The sequence below is a fragment of the Pseudomonas sp. IT-93MI4 genome (assembly GCF_949767635.1).
Taxonomy (GTDB): domain Bacteria; phylum Pseudomonadota; class Gammaproteobacteria; order Pseudomonadales; family Pseudomonadaceae; genus Aquipseudomonas; species Aquipseudomonas putida_A.
Genome location: NZ_CATKPP010000022.1, coordinates 223,837 through 239,748, shown reverse-complemented (window position 1 = coordinate 239,748; position 15,912 = coordinate 223,837). Strand labels below are relative to the sequence as shown.

The following is a 15,912-nucleotide window of genomic DNA, read 5'->3' as shown; positions in this document are numbered from 1 at the left end:
CCGCACAAGCCCGGCGCCGGTAACGCCGGGTGTTTCAACGCTTCGTTTCGTCGCTTGCACCACGAGCGTGCAGACGGGCGCCGCACTGATCGGTATAGTGCCGCCCCTCTTCGCGTGAGCGGTCGTCGGTAACGAGGCCATAACCCATGCGAAACCCGAACTAATAACAAACCCGCGAAATGGATCCGGGACGAAACCTTCGCCTCACCTGTCGTGCCGCGCGCAAACCGGTGTAACGCGATGTTTCGGAACATCCAGCATTTGCTTAAACAAAAAACAGCGAGGAAAAATCCATGCTCGAAGTCATCAACGACTTCCTCTCAGGGAAAGTACTGATCGTGCTCATTGTCGGGCTCGGTAGCTACTTCACGATTCGCTCGCGTTTCGTTCAATTGCGCCACTTCTTCCACATGTTCGCGGTGTTCCGCGACAGCCTGAAAAGCAGCGGCGGGCAACTCAGCTCGTTCCAGGCCCTGATGCTCAGCCTTGCCGGCCGCGTCGGTGCAGGCAACATCGCCGGTGTCGGCATCGCCGTGACCCTCGGTGGTCCGGGTGCGGTGTTCTGGATGTGGGTGACCGCACTGGTCGGTATGTCCAGCAGCTTCTTCGAATGCACCCTGGCGCAGGTCTACAAGCGCGCCGATGGCGACGGTCTGTACCGTGGCGGCCCGGCCTACTACATCCGGCACGGCCTGAAGTTGAAAGGCATGGCAGTGGTGTTCTCGGTCCTGCTGCTGGTCACCTACGGCTTCGCCTTCATCGGCCTGCAGTCCTACACCGTGACCCACTCGCTGCAGAACGCCTTCGCCTTCGACCCAAGCCACACCGGGATCGTCCTGGCAGTGTTGCTGGCCATCACCTTCCTCGGCGGCATCAAGCGCATCGCTGCAGTGTCCGACCTGTTGGTACCGGTCAAGACCCTGGCCTATATCGGCGTGACCCTGTACGTAATCGGCACCCAGATCGAACACGTGCCAGCGATGCTGGAAACCATCTTCAAGAGCGCCTTCGGTCTCGACCCGGCCTTCGGTGGCCTGCTCGGCAGCGCCATCGTCATGGGCGTGAAGCGTGGCGTGTTCGCCAACGAAGCGGGCCTGGGCAGTGCGCCGAACGTCGCCGCCGTGGCCTCGGTGAAACACCCGGGCGCTCAGGGCGTGGTTCAGGCCTTCAGCGTGTTCCTCGACACTTTCGTGATCTGCACCTGCACCGCGCTGCTGATCCTGTTGTCGGGCTTCTACACCCCGGGCTTCGAAGGTGACGGCATCGTCCTGACCCAGAATTCGCTGGCCGCCGTGGTCGGTGACTGGGGCCGCATCTTCGTCAGCGTTGCGCTGTCGCTGTTCGTCTTCACCTGCATCCTCTACAACTACTACCTGGGCGAAAACAGCCTGCAGTTCCTCAGCCGCAACCGCGCGTTGCTGATGGTGTTCCGCGGTCTGGTCCTGGCGCTGGTGGTATGGGGTTCGATGCAGGATCTGTCGACCGTGTTCGCCTTTGCCGACATCACCATGACCTGCCTGGCCTTCGTCAACCTGATGGCCCTGGCCATGCTGTTCAAGGTCGGCATGCGCGTGATGCGCGACTACGACGAGCAGCGCCGCGCCGGCATCAAGCAGCCCGTGTTCGACTCCAGCAAATTTGCCGATCTGGATCTGGACCTGAAGGCCTGGCCGACCGAGGCGCCAGCCGCCGGCAAGACCGCAGTCGAGCCGCAAGGCGTGCCTGCAGCGCAACGCTGACAGGTGAATGACGGGCGCATCCCCTGCGCCCGTCAGTTATTGTGATGCAATAACTTGTAGGAGCGAGCCTGCTCGCGATAGCTGTCTTTCAGCCAACATCAATGTTGAATGATGAACCGCTATCGCGAGCAGGCTCACTCCTACAATGTCATCTCTTGTGGAGACCCTCAGATGATTGCCAATTCCTTTCCCGCCGCCCAAAACGTCATGGTGCTCTACACCGGTGGCACCATCGGCATGCAGGCCAGTGCCAACGGTCTGGCCCCGGCGTCCGGTTTCGAAGCGCGGATGCGCGACTACCTGCACAGCCAGCCTGAACTCGTTGTGCCGCAGTGGCGCTTCCGGGAAATGTCGCCGCTGATCGACAGCGCCAACATGACTCCGGCCTACTGGCAGCAACTGCGCGAAGCGGTGGTCGATGCGGTGGACGTGCAAGGCTGCGACAGCGTACTGATCCTGCATGGCACCGACACCCTGGCCTACAGCGCTGCGGCGATGAGTTTCCAGTTGCTCGGCCTGCATGCCCGGGTGTGTTTCACCGGCTCGATGCTGCCGGCCGGCGTGACCGACAGCGATGCCTGGGAAAACCTCGGTGGCGCGCTGGTTGCTTTGGGCCAGGGTCTGGCGCCGGGCGTGCACCTGTACTTCCACGGCGAGATGCTGGCGCCGACCCGTTGCGCGAAAGTGCGCAGCTTCGGCCGGCATCCGTTCAAGCGCTTGGAGCGTCAGGGCGGCGGGGTGAAAGCGCCGTCGATTCCGGCCGCGCTGAACTACAACCAGCCGAAACAACTGGCCAAGGTTGCTGTGCTGCCACTGTTCCCCGGCATCGGCGCCGAGACGGTTAATGGCCTGCTGGCTAGCGGCACCCGGGGTCTGGTGCTGGAGTGCTACGGCAGCGGCACCGGACCGAGCGACAATCCCGAGTTCCTTGCCAGCCTCGGCCGCGCACGGGACAACGGTGTGGTGGTGGTTGCGGTCACGCAGTGCCATGAAGGCGGGGTCGAGCTGGATGTGTATGAAGCCGGCAGCCGTTTGCGCGGCGTTGGCGTGTTGTCCGGTGGCGGCATGACCCGAGAAGCGGCGTTCGGCAAGCTGCACGGCTTGCTCGGTGCGGGTCTGGACAACGCCGAAGTGCGGCGTCTGATCGAACTCGACCTGTGTGGCGAATTGCGCTGAGCCTGGTCCGGCGCCGGCGCCGGCGATAGTCCGACGCCCTACATATCTACCACCCACGCTGCATCGTGCCTCCCTAGCATGGAGCGATCCCGAGACTTGTCCTCGGGATCGCCTCCATCACCAGAACGCAGGGACGCACGATGAGTTCAGCAACCACAAGCTCCACCCGGCAGACGGCTGCCGGCACCAATCCCACCGAAGCCCTGATCACCCAATTGAGTGTCGGCCCCGACTTGCGCGACGTGGCCGCCGTGCTGTTGCGCGAACATTTGCGCAAGCTGTACCCCACGCTTGATCTGGAGCCGAGCATTACCATGATCGGCACGCCGCAATGGTCCATCGTCGACGAACAGATCGTTGCCGGAAATCCGACCTACCAGGCCTTGACCGAAATCCTCGCCGCCCAGGTCGTGCAGGGCACGCCGACGCTGTATATCGAAGGTGAACACTTTCTGACGCAACAACCGATCAGCGATCCGGCCGTCCACCTGCCGGTACGGATCGACGAAATCGCCAGCCTGCTCAACCTGCTGGCACCGGTCATGCTCACGGCGTTTCAGGAGCAACAGCTGGCGTACTGGAACAACGCCGACGACAGCAACGGCCCGCGTTGGCATACATTGTCGAACACCCTGCGCGAGATCTGGAACGTCAATCAGGTACAAGGCTGGAGCGAGAGTGACTGCGCAATGGCCCGCGCGCTGTATCGCACTGCCGGTCTGGCCGGCAGGAAAATCGATGACCAGAACAGCGCCTGCCTGATCGCCATTGATCTGATCGATGGCACAACCGTAAAGCATTTGAACGAAGTATCGATGGCCGTGCTGATCGGCACACAACAGGGAAAGACGGTCATCCTCGCCCATTCACTGCTCAAGGGTTATCAGAAGTTCGACTCTCTTGATGACCTGGGCAAATCCTTGCCTGCGCACGTGGGCAATCTTCAGCCGTACCAGCAGTTGAACTGGCGATTGCTGGAACCCTCGGGCAGCATCTTCGATTATCAGGCGTGTGCACTGGTCTCGATTCAGATCGATGTGATCGGCGCGCTGGATTTTTCTCCTGCCACACCTGCCCCGCTCGACAAGCCATTGTCCACGGCCACCCCCGAAGTCGACGCCACGGCGAAAAAGCCCGGCCCGCCATTGAGCTGGTTTCAGAATGCCTTGCCTGACTGGCTCATTGCTGCATCACTGCCGGATCTGAACAACTATTCCCGGCACTTGAAGGATCTGGCTGCACTGCATAACCAGAACACCGGCAAGTCCTATCTGGATGGCATCCTCCCAATCAGCGAATACGCGCTGAGCGAAATGAACGCCTTGCATGCCGAGACCCTTCGCGCGCACGCCGATGCGCAGCGTACCGATCTTGAAACAGCTCTGGAGTCGATCCAGTTGCGGGTCAAAAGTCCGGTGATCTGGGGCACCTTTACTGTTCCGGGAAAAATCGAGACTTACAATTTCAGCGTCACCGATCTGGCCTTGCAGAATCTGATTGCAGTGCCGGTAGGCAACAAGACCCTGCACTCCACCCGTGGCAAGCCATTGCCGACATGGCTGACCGTAAGCTATCTGGAAGACCTGGTAACCCGCGCGGATATCGGTACGACCTACCCGGCGCTGATCAAGCGTCAGTTGGTCGACACCACGCCAGCTTCCGCCGGGAGACAGGCACTGTTCACTCAACACTTGCGCATCCAGTTGCCGCTGCTGGCCCTGCAATCGAAAATTCGCGGCAAGGCCGGTATCGACGCACGCGGTTACCGCTATGTCGTCGCGGTGCTGGATCCCGACAGCAACCATCGCATGGTCGAGGACCAGACCATCGTCATGCGGCCTCTGGCTTTCGTACCTCAACGCAGAACAGACGGCAGCCATGACGAAGTCGCCAACATGTTCGTGATCGGTCCTGAGGACCCGAGCGCCGGGCCGTGCCTGCTGTATCGACCGATGCTCGACCAGCCGTTGACCCAATACCCTTCCCCCAGCAACTTGCTGTACGCCATCCAGCAATCCGCCAGTCTGCGTGACTCGGTGCTCGCCTGGCTCCCGGACCGCGTGCGCAGCGACTACGCCAACTATGTGTTTCCAGGCACGTTGCCCTCCCCCTGGGCCGTCACCGAGTTTCTGGTGGATGCGGAAAAAATGAGGGTCATGAGTGGGCCGATCAGCCTCGGTAGAAAGACCGTGGAGGGCGATCTGCCAGGCGCTCTGTACAAAGCCAACGCGTCGGCGCTGGTCGAGCTGGCCGACCGCCAGTCGGTGTCAAATGCGGAAAGTCGCTGGGCCAGTTTCAAACAGGCCGGATGGACCCTGTTCAATGCCGTCTTGCCGTTCCTCGGACGCACGGTGGGTGTCGCGACGTGGATCTGGCAGGTGATGGAGCAACTGCAAGCCCTGAAGGAAGCCCGGGAGCAGGATGACTCTTCCGCGCAATGGTCAGCGTTCACCGAGGTGTTGCTCAATCTGGGGATGGCGATCACGTTGCACATCGCAGGTCGCTCCCGACCACGGCTGGCCCATGAGACAGCGGCACGCGAAACACCGAAAAACCCTGACCCCACGACCACTGAAATCACCGTGCAACAACTGGAAAAAAGTGCTCCCCATGAAACCGCTGACCTGCAGCAAACCCTGAATATCAGCGGCGCCGCGAATCGCACGCCCGCAAGTCTGGGCACCGTGCTGTCCCACTTCAAAATCCTTCGCCCGCAACGTCTGGGTAGCGCCAACACCACGCCAGGGCTCTATCGCAATCTCTACAGCTACAACAGCAAATGGTACGCCCCGGTGGGCCATGACTGGTTCGAGGTCGCGGTGGACGAAAACGGTACCGTCATGATCATCGATCCGCAGGATCCAACCCGTACCGGCCCAGCCTTGATCGGCAATCTGCGTGGCGATTGGTTCGTCGATACCCGACTGCGTCTGCGCGGTGGCGGCTCGGCCGGCCTGACACAGCTGGCTGAAGCACAACGCCGCATCGAAGCGGAAAAACTGCGCACCCGCCTGACCGCCTTCGAAAGCCGTAAGGCGGCAGCGCAAGGCGAGCTGGAACAGGTCCGCCAGGCAATGAACGCTGCCACCGCTCAGACCGCTGCGGCCCACCGCCAGCTCTTTCTACAGTCTCTGGACAGGCAACGCGTCGCTTATGCCCAGGCGTTGAGCGATCTCAAGGCGTTGCATGTATTCTCGCCAACGGCTGACTACCAACAGAGATCCCTGAGCTACCTGAAGGCGCAGCTCGAACTCATCCATGCAGGGATTCGCGAAGCGCTGACCCTGTTCACGCCGACATTGCGCAGCGTACTCAATCATCTCGAAGAACAGGCTGAACAGCCCCAGAACCGGCATATTGCCGAAACGCGGCAGATGCTTGAGCTCAATCTGGACATGATCACGCGTCTGGAGCAGATCCAGGCACAATTGGTGCGACTCAAAGAGTTCGAGAGAGACGGCTTGCGCTTGATTCAACTGACCCGCAAGGCACTCCCGGCGTACTCGATCGAGGATCTCAAGGCACTGCAGGTGACACTGGCGCGCAATGTCTGCCTGCCCGAACACTCGGTAGCGACCGCCGCGGATGCCTGGCTCAGTCTCGACCAGATTGTCGATACCGCCGATATCGCCGTTCAAGCGCTGCGCGACACCCTTGAGGAGCGCAGCGTTTCCCGGCTCGACGAACGCATCGACTGCCTCAACGATCTGATCGAACAATTCAACGTACTCGACGAGCGCCTGGCAGACTTCAAGTCCGCGTTCGCTGACAGTGTGTAAGAGGCACCGCTGACAAACCTTCGCCAACAGCTCGAGCAATTCAACCGCAGCGCCCGCCACAACCTGGTGCTGTTGCTCGAAGAGCGCGACACCCTGCGCAGCCGCCCGGCGCTCCCCGTGCAACCGCCAAGGCCGAAAAAGAAGTTCATCCGCACCCGCTACAACGGCGTGCTGATCGGCGAGCCGCGCCTGACGGCACAGGGCCTGGAAACCGACCTGGTCGACATCAAGTCACCGCTCACGGACAAGGTCATCTCGACCTTTCATCAAAAAACTCCCGGGGTGTGGGTCGAACGTATCAGCACTGCCTTGCCGACGCCGACGCCAGCGCTCGAAACCAGCCTGAACAAGGGGCAGGACCTGCTCGACGGCCTGCCGGCGTTCACCCTGCGCATGAACGAACTCATGAAGCAGGCCGGACGCTCGGCGGTCGGTATCGAGTACCTGTTTCACCAGCACGCCCTGCAACTGGAACACGTCAGCGCGGCCATTGAACAGGCCCTGACCGACAGCAACGCCACGGACAGCAGCCAGCGCTCGGCTGCGGTGCTGAACAAGGCGCTGAGCGATGCCGTCGACAGCCTATATCAGCAGGCCAAAACCGCCATGTCGATGATGACCAGGGCACAATCACCCACACCATCAGGTGTCGCCTGGCTTCAGACCAATGACAGCATCCGTATTGCAAAAACTGTCAGTCGACGCCGCCTCAAGGGCGGCAAGGCGCTCTACCTGGACGAATACAGCATCACTGACCAGACCACGCGCAAGGTGCTGTGGTACGCGCATTTTCTGTACTCCACCTCATGGGTGCCGGACAAGGCCTTCCTCTCTGCACGTTTGAAAACCCCCGCGGAGCGGCAACTGGGATCCGATGCCGACAGCACTCGCGGGTTGAGCCGGGCCGAACGGCTGGCGTACTACCGCAGCATGATCGGCGTGGAGCAGGCCCGACAGCTGTTTTTCAGCGCGAGCTAAGGCATACGCTGATGACCGTGCACGACGTCGCCCCTGCCTGTGGGCGTCGTGCACGGCACGCTACTTGCTGCCTCTTTTGCCAAAAACCAGCGGATGCCGCCTCATGCTCCACTCCCACCTCACGACGCTCAATGCCGTCTCACTGGTACTCAACACCTTCAAGACCGAAGGCCTGTCGAGCGAAGCGCTGCTGGCCGGCAGCGGCATCAGTGCGGCGGATCTGGCCCGTGCCGACACACGCATCACCACCAATCAGGAAATGCAGGTCTGCGCCAATGCGGTCGCGCTCAAGCATGACATCGGCCTGGAACTGGGCCGACGGATGCACGTTTCCTGCTACGGCATCCTCGGTTACGCCCTGCTCACCAGTGCCACCTTAGGTGACGCTTTGCGCCTGGCGATTCGCTATCCGGCGCTGCTGGGAACACTTTTCGAACTGAGCCTGGAAGACGACGGCGAGCGGGTCTGGTTCGTCGCCGCCGATTACCGCGAGAGCCCGTCGATGGCGGTGTTCAACGCGGAGTTCTGCCTGGTGTCATTGAAGGTCATCTGCGACGATTTGCTTGGGCATCCGCTGCCGCTACTGGCGACACGTTTTGAACATGCCGCGCCGGATTACCGCGACAGCTACGCTGAGCACTTCAACAGCCCTCTGCACTTCGGCGCCAAGGACAATGCTTTCGCCTTTGACCGGCGCTGGCTCGATCAGCCGTTGCCTTTGGCCGACAGCATCACCCACCAGGCCATGGCCGACCGCTGCCGCAAACAGAACATCGAGTTCACCGGACGTCAGGCGTGGCTGGGGCGGATTCGCCAGTTGCTCAGTGCCCAGCTCAATGCAGCACCGGGGCTGGAGGGGCTGGCCCAGCAAATGAAGTGCTCGCCGCGCACCTTGCGCCGCCATTTGAAGGACATGGGCAGCAGTTATCAGGAACTGCTCGACGAACTGCGCTTCGAGCGGGCCAAGCAGATGCTGTGTGAGGATCAACTGCCGATCTACCGCATCGCCGAGACCCTGGGCTTCAGCGAGACCGCGAGTTTCCGCCATGCGTTCGTGCGCTGGAGCGGGGTGGCGCCGAGCCAGTTTCGCCCTCATTGATGTTCCAATGTGGGAGCGGGCTTGCTCGCGAATTCGCAGTGTCAGTCGCGATCAATTTATCTGACATACCGTATTCGCGAGCAAGCCCGCTCCCACCGGGACGCATTTCATGCCTGAATCGAAGCAAGGCTGTACTGAAAAGAGGGGCGAATTGCGGTCAGAGTTTTTGGCCATATCGATCCCCTTTTGGCCTTTCCTGCCGTTCTCCGATTCGCCGCGCGCCGCAACACTGGGGGCAACCGAATCAGCCCCCTGCGGAGAACAACAAATGCTGACGATCTACTCGGACGATCACCACCTGCACCACGGCCGCTGCGAACTCATCGACGGCCAGCTCAAGCCGTGTTTCGAAATGCCGTCGCGCGCCGACCACGTGCTGCAACGGGTACAACACCAGAACCTCGGCCCGGTAGAAGCGCCAAAGGATTTTGGCCTCGAACCGATCGCGCGCATCCACAGCCGCGATTACCTCGACTTCTTCAAAGGTGCATGGGCACGCTGGACCGAATTCAACACCGACGGCGACCTGCTGCCCTACACCTGGCCCGCCCGCACTCTGCGGCAAATCAAACCGACCAGCCTGCACGGCCAGCTCGGCTACTACAGCTTCGACGGCGGCGCGCCGATCACCGCCGGCACCTGGCAAGCAGCCTACAGTGCAGCGCAAGTGGCGCTGACTGCCCAGGCGGAAATCCAGCGCGGTGCACACAGTGCCTTCGCCCTGTGCCGACCACCGGGACACCACGCCGCCAGCGACTTGATGGGCGGTTATTGCTACCTCAACAACGCTGCTATCGCTGCTCAGGCATTCATCGATGCCGGCCACAGGAAAGTCGCGATCCTCGACGTCGATTACCACCACGGCAACGGCACCCAGTCGATTTTCTATGAGCGCAGCGACGTGCTGTTCACCTCGATCCACGGCCACCCGGAAGCCGAGTTTCCGTTCTTCCTCGGCTACGAAGATGAACGTGGCGGAGGCGCCGGTGAAGGCTTCAACTTCAACTATCCGCTGCCGGCCGGTTCCGGCTGGGATGTGTGGAGTGCGGCGCTGGAACAGGCCTGCAACGAGATCGACAGCTACGGTGCCGACATCATCGTCGTGTCGCTGGGCGTCGACACCTTCAAGGACGATCCGATCTCGCAGTTCAAGCTCGACAGCCCGGATTACCTGGCCATGGGCAAACGCATCGCCGCCCTCGGCAAACCGACGCTGTTCGTCATGGAAGGTGGCTACGCGGTGGAGGAAATCGGTATCAACGCAGTGAACGTGCTCGAAGGGTTCGAACAATGAACCGACTCAAGCACTGCATTGCGCCAGCCGTGTGCGCCGCGCTGCTCAGCGTCGGCGCCCACGCCGAAGAACGCACCCTGCGCGTCTACAACTGGTTCGACTACATCACGCCCAAGGCGCTGGAAGACTTCAAGGCACAGAACACCCAGACCAGACTGGTCTACGACATCTTCGACACCAACGAAGCACTGGAAGCCAAGCTGCTGACCGGTAACTCCGGCTATGACGTGGTGGTGCCATCCAACGTGTTCCTCGCCAAGCAGATCGAGGCCGGGGTGTTTCAGCCGCTGGATCGCAGCAAGTTGCCGAACTGGAATCACCTCGTTCCGAAACTGATGAAGCTGATCGAAGCCAACGACCCGGGCAACAAGTTCGCCGTGCCGTACATGTATGGCACCATCCTGATCGGCTTCAACCCGGCCAAGGTCAAAGCCGCGCTGGGCGATAACGCGCCGGTGGACAGCTGGGACCTGATCTTCAAGGAAGAGAATCTCAGCAAGCTCAAGCAGTGCGGCGTCGCCCTGCTCGACTCGCCGTCGGAGATCCTGCCGCTGGCGCTGCAACACCTGGGTCTGGATCCCAACAGCAAGAACCCGGCGGATTACGCCAAGGCCGAAGCGCTGCTGATGAAGATCAGGCCGTACATCACCTACTTCCACTCATCCAAGTACATGGCCGACATCGCCAACGGTGACATCTGCGTCGCGGTCGGTTATTCCGGCAGCTTCTCGCAAGCGGCCAACCGCGCCAAGGAAGCGAAGAACGGTGTAGTGGTCGACATGCGCCTGCCCAAGGAAGGCGCACCGATCTGGTTCGACATGCTCGCTATTCCCAAGGGCGCGAAGAACACCGAGGACGCCTACACCTTCATCAACTACCTGCTGCAACCGGCGGTGATCGCGCCGGTCAGCGACTTCGTCGGGTATCCGAACCCGAACAAGGACGCCACCCAACTGGTCGATCCGGCGATCCGCAACAACCCCAACCTGTACCCGACCGATGCGGCGATGGGCACGCTTTACACCCTGCAACCGCTGCCGCGGGATGCCGAGCGTGCACGCACCCGGGCCTGGACCAAGATCAAGTCCGGTACCTGAGCCGACGCTGACGACAAGACCCGCCGCCGTGCGGGTCTTTTTTTTGCCTGCGATATTTATCTACCACCTTCGGTGCTCGGCCCGTCACTACCTTGCAACGCATCGCCCGCCGCCACTTTCGCGGTGCCTGCTATTCTGACCAAGGATGTGACCATGCCAGAAACCCTCAACTCTCCCGCCGACCACAAGCTGCCGGATGATCAAGACGCCCTGCTCACCCAACTGATCGCCGGCCCCTCAATCAGGGAAGTCGCCACCCGCGCCCTGCAACCGGCACTGAAGACGCTATACCCCAAGTTACAGATCGACCCGCGACTGGCAATGGTGGTGACACCTGGCTGGACCTTGCGTGACCAGCGTGTCGTCCCCGGGCCGCGACACTTCGAATCGCTGACCGATGCGCTGGTGCGTCATGGCGTCGCCAACAAGCCAGTGACCTACCTGGATGGCGAGCACTACCTCACCTTGCATCCTGCGCACGAGACACCGGTACAACTGCCCGTCAACATCGAGGCTATCGCCAGGCTGCTCAATGAACTGGCGCCGCTGCTGTTTGTTGCCTTCGAGGAACAACAGGTCGATTACTGGAACCAGTTCACCCGCGCCTCCGCCCCGCGCTGGCAGGGATTGTCCAGGTCCCTGCGCGAACTGTGGAACGTCGGGACGAACCCGGCGTGGGACGACGACCAGCGCGCCATGGCCCGGAGTCTTTTCGACCATCCGCAAAAAACTGCCCGCAGTACCGATGATCGCTATCAGTCCCGCGCCTGCCTGATCGATCTGGACACCACGCGCGATGGCACTTCCACTCACCTGCACGTCCTCGATATGGCCGTACTGATCGGCACGCTCGGCAGCCGCACGGTGATTCTCACCCACACCATCACTCGTGGTTTCCAGGCCTTCGATACCCTGCAGGAACTGGGTGCCTCACTGCAGACCCAGACGGACGGACCGCCGCCTGCAACCCTGCAATGGCGGCTGATCGAACCTGACGGTGACTACTTCGATCATCTGGCGTGCAATCTGATCGCCCTGCAGGCCGACGCGATTGGCGAGTTGGCGAACGAACCGGCGACAACCAACCTGACGCCCCACGTCAGCCGCACGACCAACGAACTCGATCCCACGGACAAGCAGTCGTCTTCACGCTTCAACCTGGTCGAGCAAGCGTTGCCAGAGTGGATGGTCGACGCCTCGCCCAGCGACCTGACCGCCTACAGCCGTCATCTGATGGATCTGGCGCAGGTGCAAAGTCAGAACGCCGAGCAGTCCTTTGACGACGGCATCAAACCGATTCGCGAGTTCGCGCTGGAGCAACTGGAGGCGGCCCTGCTCAAGGAGCATCCCGAGGCCACTGAACTGAATCTGGCCGAGATTCGCATCGTGGTCGACAGCGTGGTGGTGTGGGGCAGTTTCACACCGTTGCTGGAGCCCGAACGCAGCACCTTCAGCCTGGTCGATCTGGCGCTGCAGAATCTGATTGCCTTGCCGCTCGGCAACAAGACCGTGAGCAGTATCGGCAGCACTGCGGTGCCGGCATGGATGACGGCTGATTATCTGGAAAGGTTGATCGTCAGTGTCGACATCGGCCAGACCTATCCTGCGCTGATCAGGCAAAAACTGCGCGATGACCCGCTGGAAAGCCTGCGACGGCAGAATCTGTTCACCAGTCGGCTGCGTGTCGAATTGCCGTTACTGGCGTTGCAGCAGAAGATTCGCGCACAGGGCGGGGTCGACGAGGCGGGCTATCGCTATGTCGCGGCCGTGGTTCAATTGCTGGACGACAATCGCCGGGTGGACGGTCAGGAGATCGTCATTCGACCGCTGGCCTTCAATCCCGCGTGGCGCCCGGGGGCGACCACCGATGAAGTGGCCAACATGTTCGTGATCGGCCCCCGACAGATGGACAAGGGACCCTGCCTGCTGTACCGGCCGCTGTCCGATCATGCCTTGCTCCAGTACCCGTCGCCGGCCAACCTGGTCTACGCCATCAAGCATTCACCGACATTGCGTCAGTCGGTCCTCGCCTGGTTGCCGGACAGTGCGCGCGCCAACTATGCCAATTACGTATTCAGCGATGATCGACCCTCGGTATGGTCGCTCTCACAACTGCTCGCCGATCCCCTGACTTCCTTGCAGATGAGCGGCACGCTGACCTTGGGAACAGCAGTCATCGCTACCAATTACCTGGCTTTTCTGTTCAAGGCCAACGTCAGTGCAATGGTCGAACTGGCGAATCGGCAATCGGTGTCCAATAGCGAAAGTCGCTGGGAAAGCTTCAAGCATGCGAGCTGGATGATCCTCAGCGCCGCACTGCCGTTTTTCGGTCGAACCGTCGGTACCGCCGCCTGGATCTGGCAAGTGCTGGACGACCTGCAACAAACCTTCGACGCCGCCGCCACAGGCGACACCGGGCAGCAGAAAACCGCGATGACCGATCTGTTGCTGACCCTGGCCATGGTGCTCGCCCATCACGCCAGCACTCGTAACGCGACGCCTCGGGACATCACTGAAAAGAAGCCGGTGACCGTCGAAACCGAGCCCAAGGAGCCGGTGCCACCAACGCCGGTAAACATCGTGCAACGCCCTGATGTGATCGGTGAGTATCCGGCGCAACATCAGACTTCGTTGATGACCGACACCGTGCTGAGCCTGACCCAAACCCTGGATCGCTTTGCCGTTACGCGCCCCGAAGCGCTCACCCCGACCGCCAGCGACGCCGGTCTTTATCGCCACCTTTATCGACATGCCAGCGGGTACTACGCACCCGTGGGTGAGCGCTGGTTCGAAGTGGCGGTCGCCGACACCGGTGAGGTTTCGATCATCAATTCGCAGCGACAGCCCGGACGTGCGGGTCCGGGCTTGATCCGCAATCGGCGGGGCGAGTGGTTCGTCGACACTCGCCTGCGTCTGCGCGGTGGTGGTCTGTCGAGTCGGCGCAAGGCCAAACGACGGGAAAACAATGAACGCATCGCCGAACTCAAGAAACAACTGACCGAGTTCGATAACACGCGCGAGCAGGCCCGCGCAGAGCTGACAGCCGCTCACACCGCCATGACTGCGGCCAGCGACGACACTCTGGTGGCGCAGCAGACCACGTTTCTTGCAGCACTTGAACGCCGCACCGAGGAATACGCGGCGCCCATCGACCAGCTGAAATCGCTGAACCTGCTTGAGACCGTACCCCATTTCCGCACCGCCATGACCGAGATGCTCGGTACCCAGTTGTTCTTCAACCAGACATGGCTCGCTCAACGTGATCCCCTCTTCGCCAGAACCCTCAAGGAAACCCTGGTGCTGCTCGAGGCCGAAGAAACGGCGGCAGGCACCGGTGACCCTGTCACCTACCGCAGAATGTACGATTTGACCGAGGACATGATCAGCAAGATCGAGTTTGCCCAGTCACGTTTTCAGGAGTTGAGCCGACTGGGCAAACGTGCCGCTGAAGTCGCCAATACCTATCGAGCAAAGCTGCCTGTGTTCAGTCTCAATGATCTCAAGGCGCTTCAGGTGTCGCTGGCTCGCGACATCTGCCTGAAAGACCAGGCTTCGCCAGCGCTGACTCAGGCGCAAGGCGATCTGGTACGCCTGCTCGACACAACCAACCTGGTGATTCAGACCTCCCAGGAACTGCTGCTTGACCACACCAGCCTGGGGGCCAACGAGCGGATCGAAGGCCTCAACGGCATGCTCGAACAGTTTGCCGCCATCGATCAGTCGTTTGAGGATTTCGCCCTCAACCACAAGGATGTGCTGCTCGACGAGCCCTTCAGCCACACGCGTAAACGAATCAACGAGTTTCAACGCCAGACCGAAGAGCACCTGGCGCAATTGCTCCTCGAACACCGGCCGGTGGAGCCTCGGCCCGGTCCTTCAAGGCCAGCGCCAGCCTCACGTAAACGGATTATCAAAACCCGCTTCAAGGGCACAGTGGTCGGCGAGTTGCGTTCCTCGGCGCCAGGGCAACCGGTTCTGCTTGACGTGAAAGCGCCCATGACCGGGAACGTCATCGCCACTTTTCACGAGAAAACGCCCGGTGTCTGGGTCGAACGCATTCAGCCCGGACGGCGCCGCCCGCCTGCTCCGGTAGCGGATCTCGCCACCCAGATCAGCCAGGGCCAGGCGCTGCTTGATGGCGTAGAAAGCTTCATCCGGCAAACCGAAGCCCATGCCAAAAAACCCGGTCGGATTCCGGTCGAGATCGAAGAGCAGTTCCAGCGCAAGGCCGAACAGCTCGACGAAAGCGCGAAAAGCCTTGAACAGGCCCGGCTGCGGGCGAACAGCACCGAGGAGCCGCCAGCCCTGATCGCCCAATTGAACCAGGCGGGTGAACGCCTGTACGCCGAGGGCTACCGGATACGGGTCGAGATGACCAAGCAACAACCGCCAACTGCCGCCCGGGTCGAATGGTTATTGCACAAGGATGAGATCGACATTGTGTCTGGCGGTGCCCGGCGTCGCCTCAAAGGCCCGCGCAGGGATTATCTGCAGGAGTACGAAATTCGCGAGCGGCGCACCGGCAAGACGTTGTGGTACGCGCACTTCCATTACAACAGCCCCGATGCACCGGCCGACGCCTTCACCGCCGCCCATTTGAAACTGCAGGAGCAACGGCGGATGGCCGGCGCCTTCGACCTGGACTCAGCCACCAGCAACCCGCAAATCATCGCTATCTATCGCAGCGCGATCAGCCCGCAGCTGGCGCGTTCGCTGTTTTTCTCATAAGCCCCAAACGTCAAAAAGGACA

Annotated in this window: 8 protein-coding genes; all 8 read left to right on the top strand. The window is 61.3% G+C overall.

Going from position 1 to position 15,912, the window contains the following annotated elements:
* The first annotated feature begins 293 nt into the window (after positions 1-293).
* The 8 genes from ACM6I7_RS12855 (at position 294) to ACM6I7_RS12820 (ending at position 15,890) form a co-directional block, all read left to right on the top strand.
* Positions 294-1,739, top strand: a complete 1,446-nt coding sequence (locus ACM6I7_RS12855) for an alanine/glycine:cation symporter family protein (protein WP_414888694.1) — start codon at positions 294-296, stop codon at positions 1,737-1,739.
* Positions 1,740-1,910: 171 nt separating this feature from the next.
* Positions 1,911-2,915 (top strand): asparaginase, encoded by a 1,005-nt coding sequence (locus ACM6I7_RS12850; protein WP_414888693.1) that lies wholly within the window; start codon positions 1,911-1,913, stop codon positions 2,913-2,915.
* A gap of 140 nt (positions 2,916-3,055) precedes the next feature.
* On the top strand, positions 3,056-6,694 hold the full coding sequence (locus ACM6I7_RS12845; RefSeq protein ID WP_414888692.1) for a hypothetical protein: 3,639 nt from the start codon (positions 3,056-3,058) through the stop codon (positions 6,692-6,694).
* Between the two features lie 117 nt (positions 6,695-6,811).
* The gene (locus tag ACM6I7_RS12840; RefSeq protein WP_414888691.1) at positions 6,812-7,672 is read left to right on the top strand and encodes a hypothetical protein; all 861 of its coding nucleotides are present in this window, start codon (positions 6,812-6,814) and stop codon (positions 7,670-7,672) included.
* Positions 7,673-7,775: 103 nt separating this feature from the next.
* Positions 7,776-8,771 carry an AraC family transcriptional regulator gene (locus ACM6I7_RS12835; RefSeq protein WP_027610360.1) on the top strand — a complete coding sequence of 332 codons (996 nt, stop codon included), beginning with the start codon at positions 7,776-7,778 and terminating at the stop codon, positions 8,769-8,771.
* A gap of 268 nt (positions 8,772-9,039) precedes the next feature.
* Positions 9,040-10,065, top strand: coding sequence for a histone deacetylase family protein (locus ACM6I7_RS12830; protein WP_414888690.1), 1,026 nt, complete (start codon positions 9,040-9,042; stop codon positions 10,063-10,065).
* Positions 10,062-11,162, top strand: coding sequence for a polyamine ABC transporter substrate-binding protein (locus tag ACM6I7_RS12825; protein ID WP_414888689.1), 1,101 nt, complete (start codon positions 10,062-10,064; stop codon positions 11,160-11,162). Before ACM6I7_RS12830 ends, ACM6I7_RS12825 begins: the two co-directional genes overlap by 4 nt.
* Positions 11,163-11,315: 153 nt before the next feature.
* Complete coding sequence (locus tag ACM6I7_RS12820) at positions 11,316-15,890, top strand: hypothetical protein (RefSeq protein ID WP_414888688.1); 4,575 nt, start codon at positions 11,316-11,318, stop codon at positions 15,888-15,890.
* Positions 15,891-15,912: the final 22 nt, after the last annotated feature.

Coding starts and splice junctions, on each gene's coding strand:
- ACM6I7_RS12855 (WP_414888694.1), top strand. CDS start 294: ATGCTCGAAGTCATCAACGACTTCCTCTCAGGGAAAGTACTGATCGTG.
- ACM6I7_RS12850 (WP_414888693.1), top strand. CDS start 1,911: ATGATTGCCAATTCCTTTCCCGCCGCCCAAAACGTCATGGTGCTCTAC.
- ACM6I7_RS12845 (WP_414888692.1), top strand. CDS start 3,056: ATGAGTTCAGCAACCACAAGCTCCACCCGGCAGACGGCTGCCGGCACC.
- ACM6I7_RS12835 (WP_027610360.1), top strand. CDS start 7,776: ATGCTCCACTCCCACCTCACGACGCTCAATGCCGTCTCACTGGTACTC.
- ACM6I7_RS12830 (WP_414888690.1), top strand. CDS start 9,040: ATGCTGACGATCTACTCGGACGATCACCACCTGCACCACGGCCGCTGC.
- ACM6I7_RS12825 (WP_414888689.1), top strand. CDS start 10,062: ATGAACCGACTCAAGCACTGCATTGCGCCAGCCGTGTGCGCCGCGCTG.
- ACM6I7_RS12820 (WP_414888688.1), top strand. CDS start 11,316: ATGCCAGAAACCCTCAACTCTCCCGCCGACCACAAGCTGCCGGATGAT.